The sequence below is a fragment of the Streptomyces avicenniae genome (assembly GCF_000719135.1).
GTDB lineage: Bacteria > Actinomycetota > Actinomycetes > Streptomycetales > Streptomycetaceae > Streptomyces > Streptomyces avicenniae.
In genome coordinates this window covers 347,586-365,074 of record NZ_JOEK01000009.1, presented here as the reverse complement: position 1 = coordinate 365,074, position 17,489 = coordinate 347,586, and the positions used below count along the sequence as shown (strand labels likewise).

The 17,489-nt window shown below is 74.4% G+C and carries 11 protein-coding genes; 7 read left to right on the top strand and 4 right to left on the bottom strand.

Annotated features, from left to right (window positions below):
- Positions 1-8 precede the first annotated feature (8 nt).
- Both IF27_RS16620 and IF27_RS16615 read right to left on the bottom strand, forming a co-directional pair.
- A complete protein-coding gene (locus tag IF27_RS16620; RefSeq protein ID WP_052850365.1) occupies positions 9-2,186 on the bottom strand; it encodes a discoidin domain-containing protein in 2,178 nt (725 codons plus the stop codon).
- Positions 2,187-2,388: 202 nt separating this feature from the next.
- On the bottom strand, positions 2,389-3,423 hold the full coding sequence (locus IF27_RS16615; protein WP_052850364.1) for a LacI family DNA-binding transcriptional regulator: 1,035 nt from the start codon (positions 3,421-3,423) through the stop codon (positions 2,389-2,391).
- 89 nt (positions 3,424-3,512) lie between these two features.
- On the opposite strand from IF27_RS16615, the gene IF27_RS16610 reads away from it, so the two are divergent.
- From IF27_RS16610 to IF27_RS16590, 5 genes are all read left to right on the top strand, one after another.
- On the top strand, positions 3,513-4,772 hold the full coding sequence (locus IF27_RS16610; RefSeq protein ID WP_052850363.1) for an ROK family transcriptional regulator: 1,260 nt from the start codon (positions 3,513-3,515) through the stop codon (positions 4,770-4,772).
- 136 nt (positions 4,773-4,908) lie between these two features.
- Positions 4,909-6,102 carry a CaiB/BaiF CoA transferase family protein gene (locus tag IF27_RS16605; RefSeq protein WP_052850362.1) on the top strand — a complete coding sequence of 398 codons (1,194 nt, stop codon included), beginning with the start codon at positions 4,909-4,911 and terminating at the stop codon, positions 6,100-6,102.
- On the top strand, positions 6,092-7,255 hold the full coding sequence (locus IF27_RS16600) for an acyl-CoA dehydrogenase family protein (RefSeq protein WP_052850361.1): 1,164 nt from the start codon (positions 6,092-6,094) through the stop codon (positions 7,253-7,255). Before IF27_RS16605 ends, IF27_RS16600 begins: the two co-directional genes overlap by 11 nt.
- A complete protein-coding gene (locus tag IF27_RS16595; protein WP_052850360.1) occupies positions 7,252-8,484 on the top strand; it encodes an acetyl-CoA C-acetyltransferase in 1,233 nt (410 codons plus the stop codon). The genes IF27_RS16600 and IF27_RS16595 overlap by 4 nt, the downstream gene beginning before the upstream one ends.
- Before the next feature lie 48 nt (positions 8,485-8,532).
- Positions 8,533-10,437: an enoyl-CoA hydratase-related protein gene (locus tag IF27_RS16590; protein WP_052850359.1), complete on the top strand. Its 1,905-nt coding sequence runs from the start codon at positions 8,533-8,535 to the stop codon at positions 10,435-10,437.
- Positions 10,438-10,443: 6 nt separating this feature from the next.
- Here the strand turns inward: IF27_RS16590 and IF27_RS16585 are convergent, their stop codons facing one another.
- Together IF27_RS16585 and IF27_RS16580 are read right to left on the bottom strand one after the other, a co-directional pair.
- Positions 10,444-10,869: an ATP-binding protein gene (locus tag IF27_RS16585; protein WP_052850358.1), complete on the bottom strand. Its 426-nt coding sequence runs from the start codon at positions 10,867-10,869 to the stop codon at positions 10,444-10,446.
- A 130-nt stretch (positions 10,870-10,999) separates the two neighbouring features.
- On the bottom strand, positions 11,000-11,632 hold the full coding sequence (locus IF27_RS16580) for a TetR/AcrR family transcriptional regulator (RefSeq protein WP_052850357.1): 633 nt from the start codon (positions 11,630-11,632) through the stop codon (positions 11,000-11,002).
- 151 nt (positions 11,633-11,783) lie between these two features.
- Here IF27_RS16580 and IF27_RS16575 point away from each other — a divergent pair, with 151 nt between their 5' ends.
- Complete coding sequence (locus tag IF27_RS16575; protein ID WP_052850356.1) at positions 11,784-14,237, top strand: Tex family protein; 2,454 nt, start codon at positions 11,784-11,786, stop codon at positions 14,235-14,237.
- 58 nt (positions 14,238-14,295) lie between these two features.
- Positions 14,296-17,394, top strand: a complete 3,099-nt coding sequence (locus tag IF27_RS16570) for an NACHT domain-containing protein (protein ID WP_110945962.1) — start codon at positions 14,296-14,298, stop codon at positions 17,392-17,394.
- Positions 17,395-17,489 lie beyond the last annotated feature (95 nt).

Below are 17,489 nucleotides of genomic sequence, written 5' to 3'. Positions count from 1 at the left end.
GCCCCGGATCAGGTGCGGTAGACGCCGAACTCGAAGAGCGAGTAGCCCCAGCCGGTGCCGCGCTCGGTGCCGAGCACCCGCACGTACCGGCCCGAGCCGTTCACGGCGGCCGTGTCCACGCCGCCCTGCCCGCCCGTGACCTGGTGGATCGTGCGCCAGTCCGTGCCGTTGTCGGACGTCTGGACCTGGTAGGCCCGCGCGAAGGCGCCCTCCCAGAACAGCTGGACGTGCTGGAACGTCGTGACCGACCCCAGGTCGATCTGGAGCCACTGCGGGTCGCTCCAGTCGCTCGCCCAGCGCGTCGTGCGGCTGCCGTCCGTGGCGTTGGACGGCGGGAACGGCGCGCCGTCACCCACCGCCTGGAACGAGGACGCGGTGGTCGGGCGGCCCTGCGCGATGTTGGTGCCGGGCACCGGCGGCGGGACGACGTTGATCGTCGTCGTCTCGATGCCGATGTTGCCCTGCCCGTCACGGGCCTGGAGGTAGACCTTCCAGACGCCGGGGCGCGTCGGCGCGGTCACGGCGAAGCTGCCGTCGCCCCGCCGCGTGAACTGCGCGTCCACCAACGCGCCGTTGTCGTCGATGTACTTGCTGCTGAACGCCACGGTCGGCGTGACCGTGTCGCCGTTCGGGTCGGTGACCGACGCGCCGAGCGTGAACTCGTGCCCGGCCGGGACCGCCGTACGGTCGCCCGAGACGGTCAGGTTCGACACGACGGGCGGGGTGTTGGTGCCCACCGAGCCGCCGAAGATCCCGGCGACCGAGTAGTACGACAGCCGCCGCTCGCCGCCGGGCAGCAGGTTGAACCAGACGCCGCCGAAGTCGCGTTCGGTGCCGTAGTGGAAGAGCGTGCCGCCCAGCGCGACGCCCTCGTGGCCCATCAGGCAGTCCCACGCCTGCTCGTAGCCCTCGGCCTTGGCGACGTCGGTCGGCTCCTGCGGGACGCCGTTGACGTCGTCGTCGGTCTCCCACTCACCGGCCGGGCCGCCCTCGGTGAGGATGTAGGGGCGGTCGTAGCCGCCCTCGGTCCAGAACTCCTCGATGTCGCAGACGGCGCCGTAGGAGTTGACGGCCAGGAGGTCCAGCTCGGGGCTGTGCTCCTGGTAGTACGGCCACGCGCCGGTCCAGGCGTCGGTGGAGGTCACGGGGTGGTTGGGGTCGAGCGCGTGGATCTCCTGCGCCGCGACGTTGATGAACTGCGCGTACGCGTCGCGCTGGGCCTCAAGTTCGGCGCCCGAGTAGCAGTTCTGGAGGCCGAGCAGCGACTCGTTGCCGACGTTCCACATGAGCACGCCGGGGTGGTCCTTGTACGCGGCGACCCATTCGTTCATCAGGTAGAGCTGATAGCCCTTGTAGTCGTGGTCGTTGACGTAGTCCACGCAGCCGCCGCTGCCGGGACCGCCGCCCGGCTGGAGCCAGAAGCCCGCGATGACGCGGATGCCGTTGGCGGCGGCCGTGTCGAGCAGCGGGAGGGTGGTGGCGTCGGTGCCCCAGGTGCGGATGGTGTTGACGCCCATCGAGGCGAGGTCGGGCATGTAGCGCCCGGCGTCGGCGATCGACGGGCCCCAGGTCAGGCCCTTGACGGTGTACGGCGCGCCGTCCACGGTGAGCTGCCAGTTGCCCTGGCCGCCCGTCACCTCGACGGTGCCGCCCTCGACGGGGCCGGGGCCGCCGCCCGTGGTGCCGTAGACCTTGAACTCCCAGAGGGAGTAGCCGTATCCGGTGCCCCGCTGGGTGCCGAGCAGCCGGACGTAGCGGCCGGTGCCGTTCAGGGTGACGGTCTGGCTGCCGCCCGAGCCCGCCGTCGTGGTGTGCGCGGTGCTCCAGTTGGTGCCGTCCTGCGACGTCTGGATGGTGAAGGCCCGGCCGTAGGCGCCTTCCCAGTCGAGGACCGCGCGGGTCAGGGTGGCGCTGGAGCCCAGGTCCACCTGGAGCCACTGGTTGTCGCTCCACTCGCTGGCCCAGCGGGTGTTCGGGTCGCCGTCCACGGCGAGCGCGGCGGCGAAGCCCGCGCCCTCCTGGGACGAGGCGGTGGCCGTCCTGCCCTGGGACAGGAGCTGCTCGTCGGCCGCCGCGGCCGGTGCCGGCCGGAGGGCGACGAGGGCCCCGGCCAGCAGGGCGAGTATCACCAGCAGGAGTGCGGGCGGCCTGGCGAGGCCGCGCAGGGGTGTTCCGGTGACTGGCACGGTTGTCTCCTCGGTGCGGAGGACGGCGGCGTCGTACCCGTCCTGGCAGGGGGCGCCGCCGTCGGGGGTGGGGGGTCGGAGAGCATTGGGAGAGCGCTCTCCGCAGAGACTGGCCCGTGCCTTGACGGGTGTCAACGGGCGTGACGTGAGAAGTCCGCGTTCCGGAACGCGGCCACCCGCCGCGCGCCGCCCGCGCCGCCCGTTACGCCGACTGCCGTACGACCAGGGAGGGTTCGAAGATGACGGAGGTGGGGCGGCGGCCCGGCGTCTCGATCAGGTCGAGCAGCAGCCGCGTCATCTCGGCGGCCATCTCCTCGATGGGCTGGCGCACCGTGGTCAGCGCCGGACGGCACGCCAGCGCGGCGCTGCTGTCGTCGAACCCGACCACGGCGACGTCGCCCGGCACGTCGCGGCCCGTCTCGCGCAGCGCGTGCAGCGCGCCCTGCGCCATCAGGTCGTTGGCGACGAACACGCCGTCGAGCGCCGGTTCCTCCGCGAGCAGCCGGTGCATCGCCGCCTCGCCGCTGTCGAGCGTGAAGTTGCCCTCGGCGGCGGGCACGTACGGGTGGCCGTGGCGCGCCATCGCGTCGCGGAAGCCCGTCAGGCGGTCCTGGCTCGCCAGGACGTCCAGCGGCCCGGTGACCGTGCCCACCCGGTGGCAGCCGCGCGCCACGAGGTGGTCGGCGGCGAGCCGTGCCCCGTCCTGGTGCGCGAGGTCAACGAAGCTGACGGGCGCGGGCCTTGCGGGCCTGGCGAAGAGCACGGCGGGCAGCCCGGCGGCGGCGAGTTGACGGGGCAGCGGGTCGGCGGCGTGCGTCGAGACGAGCAGCGCGCCGTCCGCGTGCCCCTGCCGCAGGTGGCCGACGACCTGGCGGCGCGCCTCGTCCGAGTCGGCCAGCATCAGCACCGGGTACATGCCGCGCGGGCGCAGGTAGCCGACGACACCGCCCGCGATGCGGCCGAAGAACGGGTCGCCCGGCAGCCCGGCGCCCGCCCCCTCCTCACCGGCGCCCGAGACGACGAGGGCGACGTCGCCCGCCCGCCGCGTGACGAGTGTGCGCGCGGCGCGGTTGGGGATGTAGCCGGTGTCGGCGATGGCCTGACGCACCACCTGCTGGATTTCCGGGTCCACGTTACGGATCCCGTTGATCACGCGGGAGACCGTGGCCCGGGAGACGCCGGCCTCCCGGGCGACGTCCTCCAGCGTGGGAGAGCCCTTGGCCGCCCTGTCGCTCATGGGCGTCTTTATAACACAACCGGAAAGCGCTCTCCCGCTCCTTCGCGGCGCGGGATAGGTTGCTCCTGAAGGGCACATGGGTGAAGCGAATGGGTGAAACGAAGCGCCGGACCGTCCGTGATCTGCGGCGCGCCAACCGTGCCGCGCTCCTGCGGCATCTGTATTTCCACGGACCGCTCAGCCGCCAGGAGTTGGGCCAGGCCACCGGCCTCAGCTCGGGGACGGTCAGCACCGTGACCTCCGGGCTGCTCGCGGACGGGCTGCTGTGCGAGGCGGGTTCTGTCGATTCCGACGGCGGACGGCCGCGCACGCTGCTGCGGGTCGATCCCGCCTGCCACCGGCTGATCGGCGTGGACGTGGGCGAGACCCGGGTGCGCGTCGAGCTGTTCGACCTGGCGCTCACCGAACTGGCCCGCGCCGACTATCCGTTGGCCGAGGAGCGCGGCCCCGCCGGGGAGCGGCGCGGCGGCAGCCACGACGTCGAGCTGATCGTCCAGCACGTGCGCGACGGCATCGCCACCGTCCTCAAGGCCGCGGGCGCCCCGGCGGAGGCGCTGCTGCTCGGCGTCGGCGTGGGCGTGCCCGGCGTCGTCACCCGCGATCCTGACGGCGGCGTCGGCGCCGTGGTGCACGGCCAGACGACCGGCTGGGACGGCGTCCCGCTGGAGCGGCTGCTGCGCGGCGCGACCGGGCTGCCCGAGCGGGTGCCCATCCGCGTGGCGAACGGGGCGCGGACCTGCGGCCAGGCCGAGCTGTGGTTCGGCGCGGGCCGGGGCGCCCGCGACGCGGTCATCGCGCTGCTCGGCTCGGGCGTCGGCGCCTGCATCGTGACGGACGGTGAGCCGTACGGCGGCGCGGGCAGCGGCGCGGGGGAGTGGGGGCACACCACGCTGAGCGTCGGCGGCAGGCTGTGCCGGTGCGGGGCGCGCGGCTGCCTTGAGGCGTACGTCGGGGCCGTCGCGCTGCTGGAGCGCTGGCGGGAGGCGGGCGGCGGGGCGAACGGCCGGGACCAAGAGGCGTCGATCGCCGCGCTGCTCGCCGCGGCCCGCGCGGGGGACGCGCGCGCCGTCGCCCTGCTGGACGAGACGGCCGAGTACCTCGGCGCGGGCATCGCCGACCTCGTCAACCTCTTCAATCCGGAACGCATCGTCATCGGCGGCTGGATGGGGCTCCTCCTCGGCCCCTACCTGCTGCCCGCCGTGCGGGAGGCCGCCGGTGCGTACGCGCTGCGGCACCCGGCGGCGCGGGCCAGGATCGAGCTGGGACGGCTCGGCCCCGACGCCGTCACGGTGGGCGCCGCGACGCTGCCGCTCGCCGAACTGCTCGACCGCGGCGGCCCATCGTGGTGACGGCGCCCGCCCGCCGGTGATCCACGCCGCCGCGCGGGCGGCCCGGCCTTGTGCGCCCGCGGGCCGCGTTCCTATCATCGCCCCCGTCCGCCCGTCCCTCCCCGGGAATCCGGGGCCGCGCACACCCGGGAGCCCGATGGCAGCAGGGACGCCCAAGGACGGCACCGGCCCGCTGGCCGGTGTCCGCGTCGTCGAACTCGGCGGCATCGGCCCCGGCCCGTTCGCCGGCATGCTGCTCGCCGACCTCGGCGCGGACGTCGTGCGCGTGGACCGCCCCGGGCACGGGCCGGGACCCGACGGCGCCCGCCTCGACCCGCGCGCCGACCTGACCCGCCGCGGCAAACGGTCCGTCCACCTCGACCTCGCCACGCCGGACGGTGCCCGCACCGCCCTCGACCTCGCGGCCCGCGCCGACGTCCTGATCGAGGGCTTCCGCCCCGGCGTCGCCGAACGCCTCGGCGTCGGCCCCGCGCCCTGCCACGCCCGCAACCCCCGCCTCGTCTACGGCCGGATGACCGGCTGGGGCCAGGACGGGCCGCTCGCCGCCCGCGCCGGGCACGACATCGGCTACACCGCGCTCAGCGGCGCGCTCGGCATGATCGGCGCCGCGGACGGCCCGCCCGCCATACCCGCCAACCTCGTCGGCGACTACGCGGGCGGCGCCCTCTACCTGGTCACCGGCGTCCTCGCCGCCCTCCACCACGCGCGCGCCACCGGCCACGGACAGGTCGTTGACGCCGCGATCGTGGACGGCGCCGCCCACCTCACCACCCTGTTCCACGGCTTCCTCGCCGCCGGCCTGTGGCAGGACCGCCGTGCCGTCAACCCGCTCGACGGCGGCTCGCCGTTCTACGCCGTCTACACGGCGGCGGACGGCGGCCACCTGGCCGTGGGCCCGCTCGAACCGCGCTTCCGCGCCGAGTTCCTGACGCTGCTCGGCATCACCGACGCCCCTGGCGACCCCGACGACCCCGACGACCCCGACGACCCCGAGCAGGCGTCCGCGCTGCGCGCCCGCATCGCCGCCCGCCTGGCCACCCGCGACCGCGACGCCTGGGCGGCCCACTTCGCCGAATCCGACGCCTGCGTGGTGCCCGTCCTCTCCCTGCGCGAGGCCGCCGCGCACCCCCACCTGACGGCCCGCGGCACCTTCACCGACCACGACGGCGTACGGCAGCCCGCGCCCGCGCCACGCTTCTCGCGGACGCCCACCGCCCTCCGCCACGGCCCCGCCGTCCCCGGCGCCGACGCCGACGCCGTGGCGCGCGACTGGGCCCTGCCACGCCCCGACGCCCCGCCACCCCCAGGGACACCCACCGATGCAGCGTGAGATCTGGACCGCCGACCACGACGCGTTCCGCCGTACGGTCCGCACCTTCCTGGCCAAGGAGGTCGCGCCGCACTACGACGCGTGGGAACGGGCGGGCGTCGTCTCCCGCGACGCCTGGCGCGCCGCCGGGCGCCAAGGGCTGCTCGGGCTCGCCGTGGACGAGGCGTACGGCGGGGGCGGCGCGGACGACTACCGCTTCTCCGCCGTCCTCGCCGAGGAGTGGTCACGGGCGGGCGCGCGCGGCTTCGCCGTGCCGCTGCACAACGACGTCATCGGCCCCTACCTCACCGCGCTCGGCACCGAGGAGCAGAAGCGCCGCTGGCTGCCCGGCTTCTGCTCGGGCGAACTGATCACCGCCGTCGCCATGACCGAGCCGGGCGCCGGGTCCGACCTCCAGGGCATCCGCACCACCGCGACCGACCAGGGCGACCACTGGCTGCTGAACGGCGCCAAGACGTTCATCTCCAACGGCCACCTGGCCGACCTCGTGGTCGTCGTCGCCCGCACCGCGCCCGAGGGCGGGGCGCGCGGCCTGTCCCTCCTCGTCGTGGAGCGCGGCACCCCCGGCTTCGAACGCGGCCGGAACCTCGACAAGATCGGGCAGAAGGCGCAGGACACCGCCGAACTGTTCTTCCACGACGCGCGCGTCCCGAAGCGGAACCTCCTCGGCCGCCTCGACGGCGGCTTCGGCCACCTGATGGACCACCTCCCGCAGGAACGCCTCACCATCGCCGTGGGCGCGACGGCGGCGGCCGAGCGGCTGGTGGAGATCACGACGGCGTACGTGCGGGGGCGCGAGGCGTTCGGCCGCCCGCTGGCCGCGCTCCAGCACATCAGGTTCGAGATCGCCGAGATGGCCACCGAGTGCGCCGTCACACGCGCCTTCATCGACCGCTGCATCACGGCGCACGCGGCGGGCGAACTGGACGGCACCGAGGCGGCGATGGCCAAGTGGTGGGCCACCGAGCTGCACAAACGCGTCGCGGACCGCTGCCTCCAGCTGCACGGCGGCTACGGTTACATGGCCGAGTACCCGGTCGCCCGCGCGTTCACCGACGGCCGGATCCTCACGATCTACGGCGGCACGACCGAGATCATGAAGGAGATCATCGGCCGCTCCCTCCTCGCCGACGAGAAGAGGCCCCCCGTATGACCCCCGCCAGCCCGCACCCGCCCGACGCCTACCTGTACGACGCCGTCCGCACCCCGCGCGGCCGGGGCAAGGCGGGCGGCGCGCTGCACGGCACCAAGCCCGTCGATCTCGTCACGGGCCTGCTCCACGCGCTGCTGCGCCGCAACCCCGGGCTCGACCCGGCGGGGATCGACGACGTCGTCCTCGGCGTCGTCAGCCCGCACGGCGATCAGGGCGCCGACCTCGCGAAGGTCGCGGCGCTGGCCGCCGGGCTGCCCGACACGGTCGCGGGCGTGCAGCACAACCGCTTCTGCGCGTCGGGGCTCGAAGCCGTCAACTCGGCCGCTGCCCGCATCCGTTCCGGCTGGGAGGACCTGATCCTGGCGGGCGGCGTGGAGTCGATGTCGCGCGTGCCGATCGGCTCGGACGGCGGCGCCTGGATGATGGACCCGGCGACCAACCTGCGCGTCGGCTTCGTGCCGCAGGGCATCGGCGCCGACCTCATCGCCACGCTCGACGGCCTCGGCCGCCACGACGTGGACGCGTACGCCGCGCTCTCCCAGGAACGGGCGGCGCTGGCGTGGAAGGAGGGCCGCTTCGCCCGGTCCGTCGTGCCGGTGACGGACGGCGCCGGGCTCGTCGTCCTCGACCACGACGAGCACATGCGGCCCGGCACGACGGCGCAGAGCCTCGCGGGGCTGCGGCCCGCGTTCGCCCGCGCCGGGGCGGAGGGCGGGTTCGACGCGGTGGCGCTCCAGAAGTACCACTGGATCGAGCGCGTCGAGCACGTCCACCACGCGGGCAACTCGTCGGGCATCGTGGACGGCGCCGCCCTCGTCGTCGTCGGCTCCCGCGCGGCGGGCGAACGGCACGGCCTCACGCCCCGCGCCCGCGTCGTCTCCGCCGCCGTCACCGGCTCGGAGCCGACCGTCATGCTCACGGGCCCGGCGCCCGCCGCCCGCAAGGCGCTCGCCCGCGCGGGGCTGACCATGGACGACATCGACCTCGTGGAGATCAACGAGGCGTTCGCCGCCGTGGTACTGCGCTTCCTGCGCGAGACGGGCCTGTCGGCCGACCGCGTCAACGTCAACGGCGGCGCCATCGCCATGGGCCATCCCCTCGGCGCCACCGGCGCGATGATCCTCGGCACGCTGCTGGACGAGTTGGAGCGCCGCGACCTGCGCCGTGGCCTTGCGACCCTGTGCGTCGGCGGCGGCATGGGCATCGCCACCGTGGTCGAACGCGTCTGACGCGCCGCCGTCCCCCCGTCCTCGCCCCGACCCCCAGGAGACCCCACCGTGCCGGAACCGCACGCCCAGGGAACGGTCCGCGCGCACCGCGACCCCGACGGCATCCTCACCCTCACCCCCGACCTCACGCACGACCCGGCCGCCGCCCTCACCGCCACCGCCGACCTGCTGGCTGCGGAGGCCGAGGGCGTACGCGGCGTCGTCCTCGCCCTGGCAGGGCGCGCGTTCCTCGCGGGCGACCCCGACGACCTGCGGCACGCAGGGCACGCCGACGCCCCCCGCCTCTTCGACGCCGCCCGGCGCGCCGGCGACGCCCTGCGCCGCGTCGAGACGTCGGGCATCCCCGTCGTCGCCGCACTCGGGGGCGACGCGCTCGGCGGCGTCCTGGCCACCGCCCTCGCCTGCCACCACCGCATCGCCCTCGACACCCCGGGCAGCCGCATCGGCCTGCCCGACATCCGCCTCGGGCTGCTGCCAGGCGGCGGGAGCATCACCAGGACGGTCCGCCTCCTCGGCGTCGCCGCCGCGCTGCGGCACGTCGTCCTCGACGGGACGGAACACACCCCCGCCCGCGCCCTCGACCTCGGCCTCGTCCACGAACTGGCCACCGACCAGGCGGACATGACGCGCCGCGCCCGCGCCTGGCTCGACAGCGACCCCGACCCGCGCCAGCCCTGGGACGCCCCAGGCCACCGCATCCCCGGCGGCACCCCCGCCGACCCCGCCTTCGCCGCGACGCTCCCCACCCTGCCCGCGCTGCTGCGCGAACGGACCGGCGGCGCCCCCGCCCCCGCCCCGCGCGCCGCCCTGGCCGCCGCCGTCGAGGGCACGCAGGTGGACCTCGCGACGGCCACCACGATCGAGGCGCGGTACCTCACCGAGGTCGCCACCGGCCCCGTCGCCCGCGCCATGCTCCAGGCGCTCCACTCCGACCTGGCCACCGTCCGTGCCGCCCACCCCCGCACCGCCCCCGTACGCCGCCCCCGCCGCGTCGCCGTCCTCGGCGCGGGCGGGACGGGCGCGCGCCTCGCCCGCCTGTGCGCCGCGGCGGGCGCCGACGTCACGGACGACCCGACCGGCTGCGACACGGTCGTCGAGGCCACGGAAGGCGACACCGCCCAGGCCGCTGCGGCCCTGCGCGCCGCCGAGGAAGTCGCCGCGCCAGGCGCCCTGTTGTGCGCCACCACCCCCGGCACGCCGCTCGCCGCACTGGCCGCGGCCCTGCGCGCGCCGCACTCCCTCGTCGGCCTGCGGGCGTTCTCCCCGGTGGACGGCACGCCGCCGCTCGCCGAGATCACGCGCGGCACCGCGACGGACGACGAGGCGACCGGCCGCGCCCTCGACGTCGCCCACGCGCTCGGCGCCACCCCGCTGGTCGTGCGCGGCGACTCCCTCGTCCTGCGCCTGACCGGCCGGTACCTCGCCGAAGGGCTCGCGCTCGTCGCCGAGGGCGTTCCCGCGCCCTCGATCGAACAGGCCGCCGCCCAGGCCGGGTTCACGACGCCGGTCCTCGCGCTCCTCGACGCGACCGGCCACGCCGCCCTGCGCCTGATCGCGTCCGGCCTCGCCGGCGCGGGCGCCGACGCCGTACTCGCCAAAATGGCCGGGGAGTTCGCCCGGCCGGGCCGCGCGGCGGGCGCCGGGTTCCACGACTACGAGGACGGCCGCCGCGTCCGCCTGTGGCCCGGCCTGCGTGAGCACTTCGCGCAGGCCACGCCCCCACCGCCGTTCGACGACCTGCGGGAGCGGCTGCTCCTCGCCCCGGCGATCGAAGCGCTGCGCTCGCTGGACGACGGGACCGCCGCGTCGGCAGCCGAGGCGACCATCGGCTCGCTCCTCGGCCTCGGCTTCCCCGCCTGGACCGGCGGCGCGGTCGCGTACGCCCACGGCAACGCCGCACGCGCCCGCGACCTCGCCGGGCGATACGGCGCGCGGTTCACGCCGCCACGGTGAAAGGGCTCAGGCCGCGTCGGCACCGGCCGAGGACACGCGCACCCACACGCACTTGCCCTCGTCCGTCGCCTCGAAGCCCAGCTCGTCGGCCATCTCGCGCAGCAGCCACAGGCCGCGCCCCTCCTCGGCCGTCCAGTCGGGGAGGGTGATCCTCGGCAGCGTCGCCGACCTGTCGTGGACCGCCACGCGCACGGCGTCGCCGAGATCGGTCAGCTCCAGCGTGCAGCGCGGATTGTCCACGTGCCGCGCGACGTTGGCCAGCAGCTCGGTGACGCCGTGCAGCACCACCTCCACGACATGCGGCGGCTGGTCCCACTCGCGCAGGGCCAGGGACACCAGCCGCCTGAAGCGCGCCAGATCCTCCCGCCGCGCTGTCAGCAGCCAACTGTGGGTGAGCCTCCGGGCTCCGGTGCCGGGGGTGGTGAGCGTCATGGTCCCTCCAGACTCCCGGCGGGCCACCGGGAGAAACAGCCGCACGTGGGGAGTTCATATCACCTGCGGGCCAGTCCAGTTGACTGATGGTCAGGTTCCGGAACTCACGGCGGGCCGCCCGCGCGTGCCGTCAGTGCCCGCCGCCGCGCCAGTCGGCGGCCAGCGCGGAACGCAGCGCCGCCACATGCTCGTCGGTCGCGCTGAGAAGCCCCTCCGCGCTGACACCCCGCGCGACGTCCCAGCTGAACGCCGCCTGGAGCGCCGTCACGGTGAAGATGCCCGCCAGCAGCGTGGGCCGCGGATCACCCGGCGGCGTGCCCTCCCTGGCGGCCAGCACACCACCGAGCAGCAGCTGCTCCTCAAGACCGAACCGCAGACACGCCACCCGTGCCGCCGGGTCCGCGCAGATCACCCGCAGGGCTGACAGACACAGGCCCATCGGGTCCTCCACGATGCCCGTCACCGTGGTCCTGCACGCCTCGCGCAGCGCGCCGAGCGGCGTCTCCTCGGCGGGCCTGCCCGCCACTTCGTCCCTGAACCGGGCGCTGGCCTCGCGTATCGGATGGAGGACCAGGTCCTCCTTGCTGCCGAAGTAGCGGAAGAAGGTCCGCTCCGACACGTCACCCCGCCGCGCGATGTCGCTCACCGTCGTACGGCCGTACCCGTGCGCGCGGAACAGATCGAGACCCGCGCGCAGCAACTCGCCGTGCGTGCGCTGCTTCCTGACCTCGCGCAGACCTGGGGACGGTGCGTCGGAACCCATGCACGCATCGTACGGGGACCCACCCGCCTCTCCCGACCCTCCGCTCGCCCCCGGCCACGCAAAGCGAGATCGCCCGCCGCCGCGCGACGTGCCGCCGCGCGACGTGCCGCCGCGCGGCGGAAGCCGCCCGTTGTCGGCGGCGCCTGTCAGAATGCACAGCGCGGCGCACCGGGCGTCGGGAAAGCGGAGCGTGATCGTGACCATCGAGATCAGGATCGCCGAGGAACTGGGCGTACGGGAGGGGCAGGTCCAGGCGGCCGTCGGCCTGCTGGACGGCGGCGCGACGGTGCCCTTCATCGCCCGCTACCGCAAAGAGGTCACCGGTACCCTCGACGACGCCCAACTGCGGACCCTGGAGGAACGTCTCCGCTACCTGCGCGAACTGGAGGAACGGCGCGACGCCGTCCTGGAGTCCGTGCGCTCCCAGGGCAAGCTGGACGACGCGCTGGAGGCGACGATCCGCGCGGCCGACACCAAGGCCCGCCTGGAGGACATCTACCTCCCCTTCAAGCCCAAGCGCCGCACCAAGGCCCAGATCGCCCGCGAGGCCGGGCTCGAACCGCTCGCCGACGCCCTTCTCACCGACCCCGGCACCGTCCCGCAGGAGGCCGCCGCCGCGTACGTGGACGAGGCGCGCGGCGTCGCCGACGGCGACGCGGCCCTCCAGGGCGCCCGCGCCATCCTCACCGAACGCTTCGGCGAGGACGCCGACCTGCTCGGCGAGCTCCGCGAGAAGATGTGGACGACCGGGCGCCTCCTCTCGGCGGTCCGCGAGGGCCAGGAGACCGAAGGCGCCAAGTTCGCCGACTACTTCGACTTCTCCGAGCCCTTCACCGCACTCCCCTCGCACCGCGTGCTCGCCATGTTCCGCGGCGAGAAGGAGGGCGTCCTCGACCTGACGCTCGAACCCGAGCCGCCCGCCGACGTGGCCGACGGCCCCTCCTCCTACGAGCGGGCCGTCGCGCACCGGTTCAACATCCGCGACCGGGGCCGCCCCGCCGACGCGTGGCTCGCCGAGACCGTCCGCTGGGCCTGGCGCACCCGCATCCTCGTCCACCTCGGCATCGACCTGCGCACCCGGCTGCGCACCGCAGCCGAGGACGACGCGGTCGGCGTCTTCGCCGCGAACCTCCGCGACCTCCTGCTCGCCGCCCCGGCCGGGACCCGGCCCACCATGGGTCTCGACCCCGGCCTGCGCACCGGCGTCAAGGTCGCCGTCGTGGACGCCACGGGCAAGGTCGCCGCCACCGACACGATCTACCCGCACGCGCCCGCCCGCCGCTGGGACGAGGCCCTGACTCGCCTCGCCGCCCTCGTCGCCGCGCACGGCGTGGAGCTGATCGCCATCGGCAACGGCACGGCGTCCCGCGAGACCGACAAGCTGGCCGGTGAACTGATCGCGGCGCTCCCGCCCACGGCCGGTGTCTCCCGCATGGTCGTCTCCGAGGCCGGTGCCTCCGTCTACTCCGCCTCCGCCTACGCCGGGCAGGAACTCCCGGACCTCGACGTGTCGTTGCGCGGCGCCGTGTCCATCGCCCGCAGGCTCCAGGACCCGCTGGCCGAGCTGGTCAAGATCGACCCGCGCTCCATCGGCGTCGGCCAGTACCAGCACGACCTGTCCGAGGTGAAGCTGTCCCGCTCGCTCGACGCCGTGGTCGAGGACTGCGTCAACGGCGTGGGCGTCGATGTCAACACCGCGTCGCCGCCGCTGCTGGCCCGCGTGTCGGGCGTGAGCGGCACGCTCGCCGAGAACATCGTGGCCCACCGCGACGCCAACGGCCCGTTCACCAGCCGCCGCGCTTTGAAGGACGTGGCCAGGCTGGGCCCGAAGGCGTTCGAGCAGTGCGCGGGCTTCCTGCGCATCCGAGGCGGCGACGACCCGCTGGACGCCTCAGCCGTCCACCCCGAGGCGTACCCCGTCGTCCGGCGCATGGTCGCGGCGACGGGCGGCGACGTGCCCGCGCTCGTCGGCAACGCGACGGCCCTGCGGGCGCTGGCGCCCGCCGACTTCGTGGACGACACCTTCGGCCTGCCGACCGTCACCGACATCCTGCGCGAGCTGGAGAAGCCGGGCCGCGACCCCCGTCCCGCCTTCCGCACGGCGACCTTCAAGGAGGGCGTCGAGAAGATCGGCGACCTGGAGCCCGGCATGGTCCTGGAGGGCGTGGTCTCCAACGTCGCGGCGTTCGGGGCGTTCGTGGACGTCGGCGTGCACCAGGACGGCCTGGTGCATGTCTCCGCCATGTCGCGCAAGTTCGTCTCCGACCCGCGCGAGGTCGTCAAGCCGGGCGACATCGTCAAGGTGAAGGTCCTCGACGTGGACGTGCCGCGCAAGCGCATCTCGCTCACGCTGCGCCTGGACGAGGAGCGGCCGTCGGGCGGCGGCAGGCCGCGCGACGAGCGCGGCGGCGGCCGGGACAGAGGCGAGCGCGACAAGGGCGAGCGGCGCGGTGGCGCCCCGCGCCAGCGCGACCGCAGGGGCGGGACCGGGGGCGGTGGTGGCGGCCAGCAGCGCCGCGAGGGCGCCCCGCCGCCGTCCAACAGCGCGATGGCCGACGCGCTGCGCCGCGCCGGGCTCGTCCGCCCGGAGCGCAAGTCGCGCTGACCGTACGCCCGTTGCGGGCCTCCCCGTCCCAGTACGCTGCGGGGCGGGGAGGTCACGCATGGATGCGACGACTGTCGGGGTACGGATGGCCACGGCCGTGGTCGGGCCGCTGGTGCGGAAGCTGTTCCGCTCCCGCCCGCCGGGGGCGGGGCTCGTGGACCGGCCGGTGCGGCTCGACGCGCTCGTCGCCCTCGGCGCCGAGAAGGACGCGCTGTCGCCCGACGATCTCCGCTCGCTCGCCGAGGAGATGGTCCGGCGGGGCCTGGCGGGGCTCGGCCCGGAGGCCGCCGGACTACGGGAGAGCCGCGACCTGCTCACGGAGGTGCTGGCGGCCCGCCTCGCGCGCCTCGGCGCGCTGGACATGGACGACGTCCAGGCCGTCACGCTCGGCCCCGACCACCTCGCGCGGGAGCTGACCGAGCCGCAGGCGGAGACCGCCCGCCGGGGACTGTCCGCCCAGGAGGAGGACTTCTGCGCCTCGATGACGTGGCTGGCCTGCGTGCACATCATCGACTTCTTCACCCGCCGCTCGACGTTCGTCGCCCGCACGCTCGTGGAACAGACCCGGCGGACCGAGCGCCTGGTCACCGTGCTCGACCTGCTCGCCACCCGGCTCCCCGACCGGAGCGCCGAGGACGCCGCGTTCGAAGAACGCTACCGGCGGTATCTCGTCGGACGGCACGGGCGGTTGACCGTCTTCGGCCTCGACCTGGACGACGACTGGCCGCTGGACGACGCGTACATCCAGCTGGAGACGACCACGCGCAGCGGGCCCCCTGGCGACCTCGCCCAGCCGCCCCAGCGGGCCGAGGAGGCGCTGCGGCTGCGGGACCGCGTCCTGCTGCGCGGGATCGCGGGGGCGGGCAAGACGACGCTCGTGCAGTGGCTCGCGGTCACGACGGCCGAGCACCGCGTCCCCGAACCACTCAACCACCTGCTGGGCCGCGTGCCGTTCGTGCTGCCGCTGCGCACACTGACCCGTGGCGACCGCGAACTCCCGCCGCCCGGCGACTTCCTGTCCACCGTCGGCTGCCCGCACACGCCGCCCGCCGGGTGGACGGAGCGCGTCCTCGGCGACCGGCGTGGCCTGTTGCTCATCGACGGCATCGACGAGATGCCGGAGGAGGGCCGGGCGGCGGCCAGGGCGTGGCTGCGGGAGCTGCTGCGCGAGTTCCCCGGGAACGTCACGCTGGTCACCGGCCGCCCGTCCGCCGTGGGCGAGGACTGGCTCGCGGCTGACGACTTCACGGAACTGTCCCTCGCGCCGATGACGCAGCAGGACGTGGCGACGTTCATCCACCGCTGGCACCGCGCCGCCGAGGCGCCGGAGGACGACGCGCGCGACCTGCTCACCGCCGTCCGCTCCCGCCAGGACCTGGCCCGCCTGGCGACCAACCCGCTGATGTGCGCCGTGATGTGCGCGCTGCACCGGTCGAGCCACGGCTACCTGCCGCACGGCCGCACCGCGCTGTACGAGGCGGCGCTGCGGATGCTGCTGGAGCGCCGCGACCGTCAGCGGCGCGTGCAGTCCGCGATCCACCTGGACGCCGAGACACAGACCTTGCTGCTCCAGAAACTCGCGTACTGGCTGATCCGCAACGGCCACGCGGAGATCGACCGCGCCGACGCGGAGGCGGTGATCGCCGCCGTGCTGCCGCTGATGCCCCAGGTCGAGGCGCAGGGCGACGCCGCCGCCATCTGCCGCTACCTGCTGGAGCGTTCAGGGCTGCTGCGCGAACCGGCCGCCGACCAGATCGAGTTCGTGCACCGCACGTTCCAGGACTACCTGGGCGCCCGCGAGGCGATCGAGGCACGCGACATCCCGTTCCTGGTGCGGAACGCACACCGCGACCAGTGGGAGGACGTCGTACGCATGGCCGTCGCGCACGGCCGCCCTGAGGAACGCAAACGGTTGCTGACCGCCTTGGTGAAACGCGGCGACGACGTGAAACGCCACCGCGTCCGCCTGCACCTGCTGGCGACGGCCTGCCTGGAACACGCCCCCCAACTCGACCCGACGGTCCGCGAAGCGGTGACCTCCCGCGCTGCGGAACTGCTGCCGCCGAGGACCGACGCGGAGGCGGAGGCACTGTCGGACATCGGCCCGGTCGTCCTGGAACTCCTCCCTGGCCCGGAGGACCTGTCCCCGGACGAGGTCGGACCTGTCGTGCATACGATGTGCCGGATAGGCGGGGAACCTGCCCTGGCACGATTGGCGCAGTTCGCCGGTCACCCGGATCGGAAGGTGCAGGGCAAGCTGGCGAGCGCTTGGATGTACACCGAGACGGCCGTCTACGCCGACACCGTTCTTCCCGGACTCGGGTCCGATGTGCGTCTGCGTGCCAACTCGGAGAAGCACGTCCCTTACCTGGCCGCCGCCGACCAGGATTTCGACGCTCTGGAAATCCACCCGAAGTCCCTTGTCGAGGCGGGTATCGCGCACCGGTGCCGTTCTCTGGACGTCAACTGTCCCTGGGACGTCTCGCTTCTCAGCAGGTTCACCGGTCTGCGGGACCTCCAGCTTCGCGGCATCGCGATCCCCCCTGATCTTTCCGTTCTCTCCGGACTCGGTCTGGAATATTTTCGGCTCTCTCCGCACGAGGGTCAGGCCGTTCCCTTGCTTGACCATCTCGCCGACATCCGGCACTTGATCCTCAGCCCCGTCGGGCTGCTGGACGGGAGCACGCTGCTGCCCGGCGCCCCGATCTCCGGCCTGGCATGGCCGATGAACGCGCGAAAGGTCAGCTCGCTCACGACGTGGCCACGTCTGAGGACCATCTGGGCCGCGGATTCACGCGTTCGCCTGGCAGCCGATCACTGCCGGGTCATCGAACGGACAGCTGTCTCGACGCTCCTGCTGTACGGCGGGGCGCTGCGCTCCGTGCTCGACCATGGCCTGGCCCTGCCGGGGATCACCTCGCTGACCGTGTGGCGCTCCGGTCCTCGGCCCGATCTCGACAGGCTGGTATGCACCTTTCCACGCCTCGAAACGCTGCGGGTCCCCGTGGAGCCGCGGCAGGATCTCCGCCCCCTTGCGAAGCTGCCCCTCCTGCGATCCCTCACCATCGACGGAGTCGAGGAGTCCGACCTCCCCGACCTCCCGTCCGGCGTGCGGGTCACCACCACGCCTTCCTCCCGCTACGGCCCTTCCACCTGACCGGGGCATGGCGAGGGTCGGGCAAATCACGTCGTGATGGTGTCCGATTCCCTTGCCAGACGGTCAGGTAACAACTTACGGTGCCGTAACCTACG

Coding starts and splice junctions, on each gene's coding strand:
- IF27_RS16610 (WP_052850363.1), top strand. CDS start 3,513: ATGGGTGAAACGAAGCGCCGGACCGTCCGTGATCTGCGGCGCGCCAAC.
- IF27_RS16615 (WP_052850364.1), bottom strand. CDS start 3,423: ATGAGCGACAGGGCGGCCAAGGGCTCTCCCACGCTGGAGGACGTCGCC.
- IF27_RS16600 (WP_052850361.1), top strand. CDS start 6,092: ATGCAGCGTGAGATCTGGACCGCCGACCACGACGCGTTCCGCCGTACG.
- IF27_RS16570 (WP_110945962.1), top strand. CDS start 14,296: ATGGATGCGACGACTGTCGGGGTACGGATGGCCACGGCCGTGGTCGGG.
- IF27_RS16585 (WP_052850358.1), bottom strand. CDS start 10,869: ATGACGCTCACCACCCCCGGCACCGGAGCCCGGAGGCTCACCCACAGT.
- IF27_RS16595 (WP_052850360.1), top strand. CDS start 7,252: ATGACCCCCGCCAGCCCGCACCCGCCCGACGCCTACCTGTACGACGCC.
- IF27_RS16605 (WP_052850362.1), top strand. CDS start 4,909: ATGGCAGCAGGGACGCCCAAGGACGGCACCGGCCCGCTGGCCGGTGTC.
- IF27_RS16575 (WP_052850356.1), top strand. CDS start 11,784: ATGCACAGCGCGGCGCACCGGGCGTCGGGAAAGCGGAGCGTGATCGTG.
- IF27_RS16580 (WP_052850357.1), bottom strand. CDS start 11,632: ATGGGTTCCGACGCACCGTCCCCAGGTCTGCGCGAGGTCAGGAAGCAG.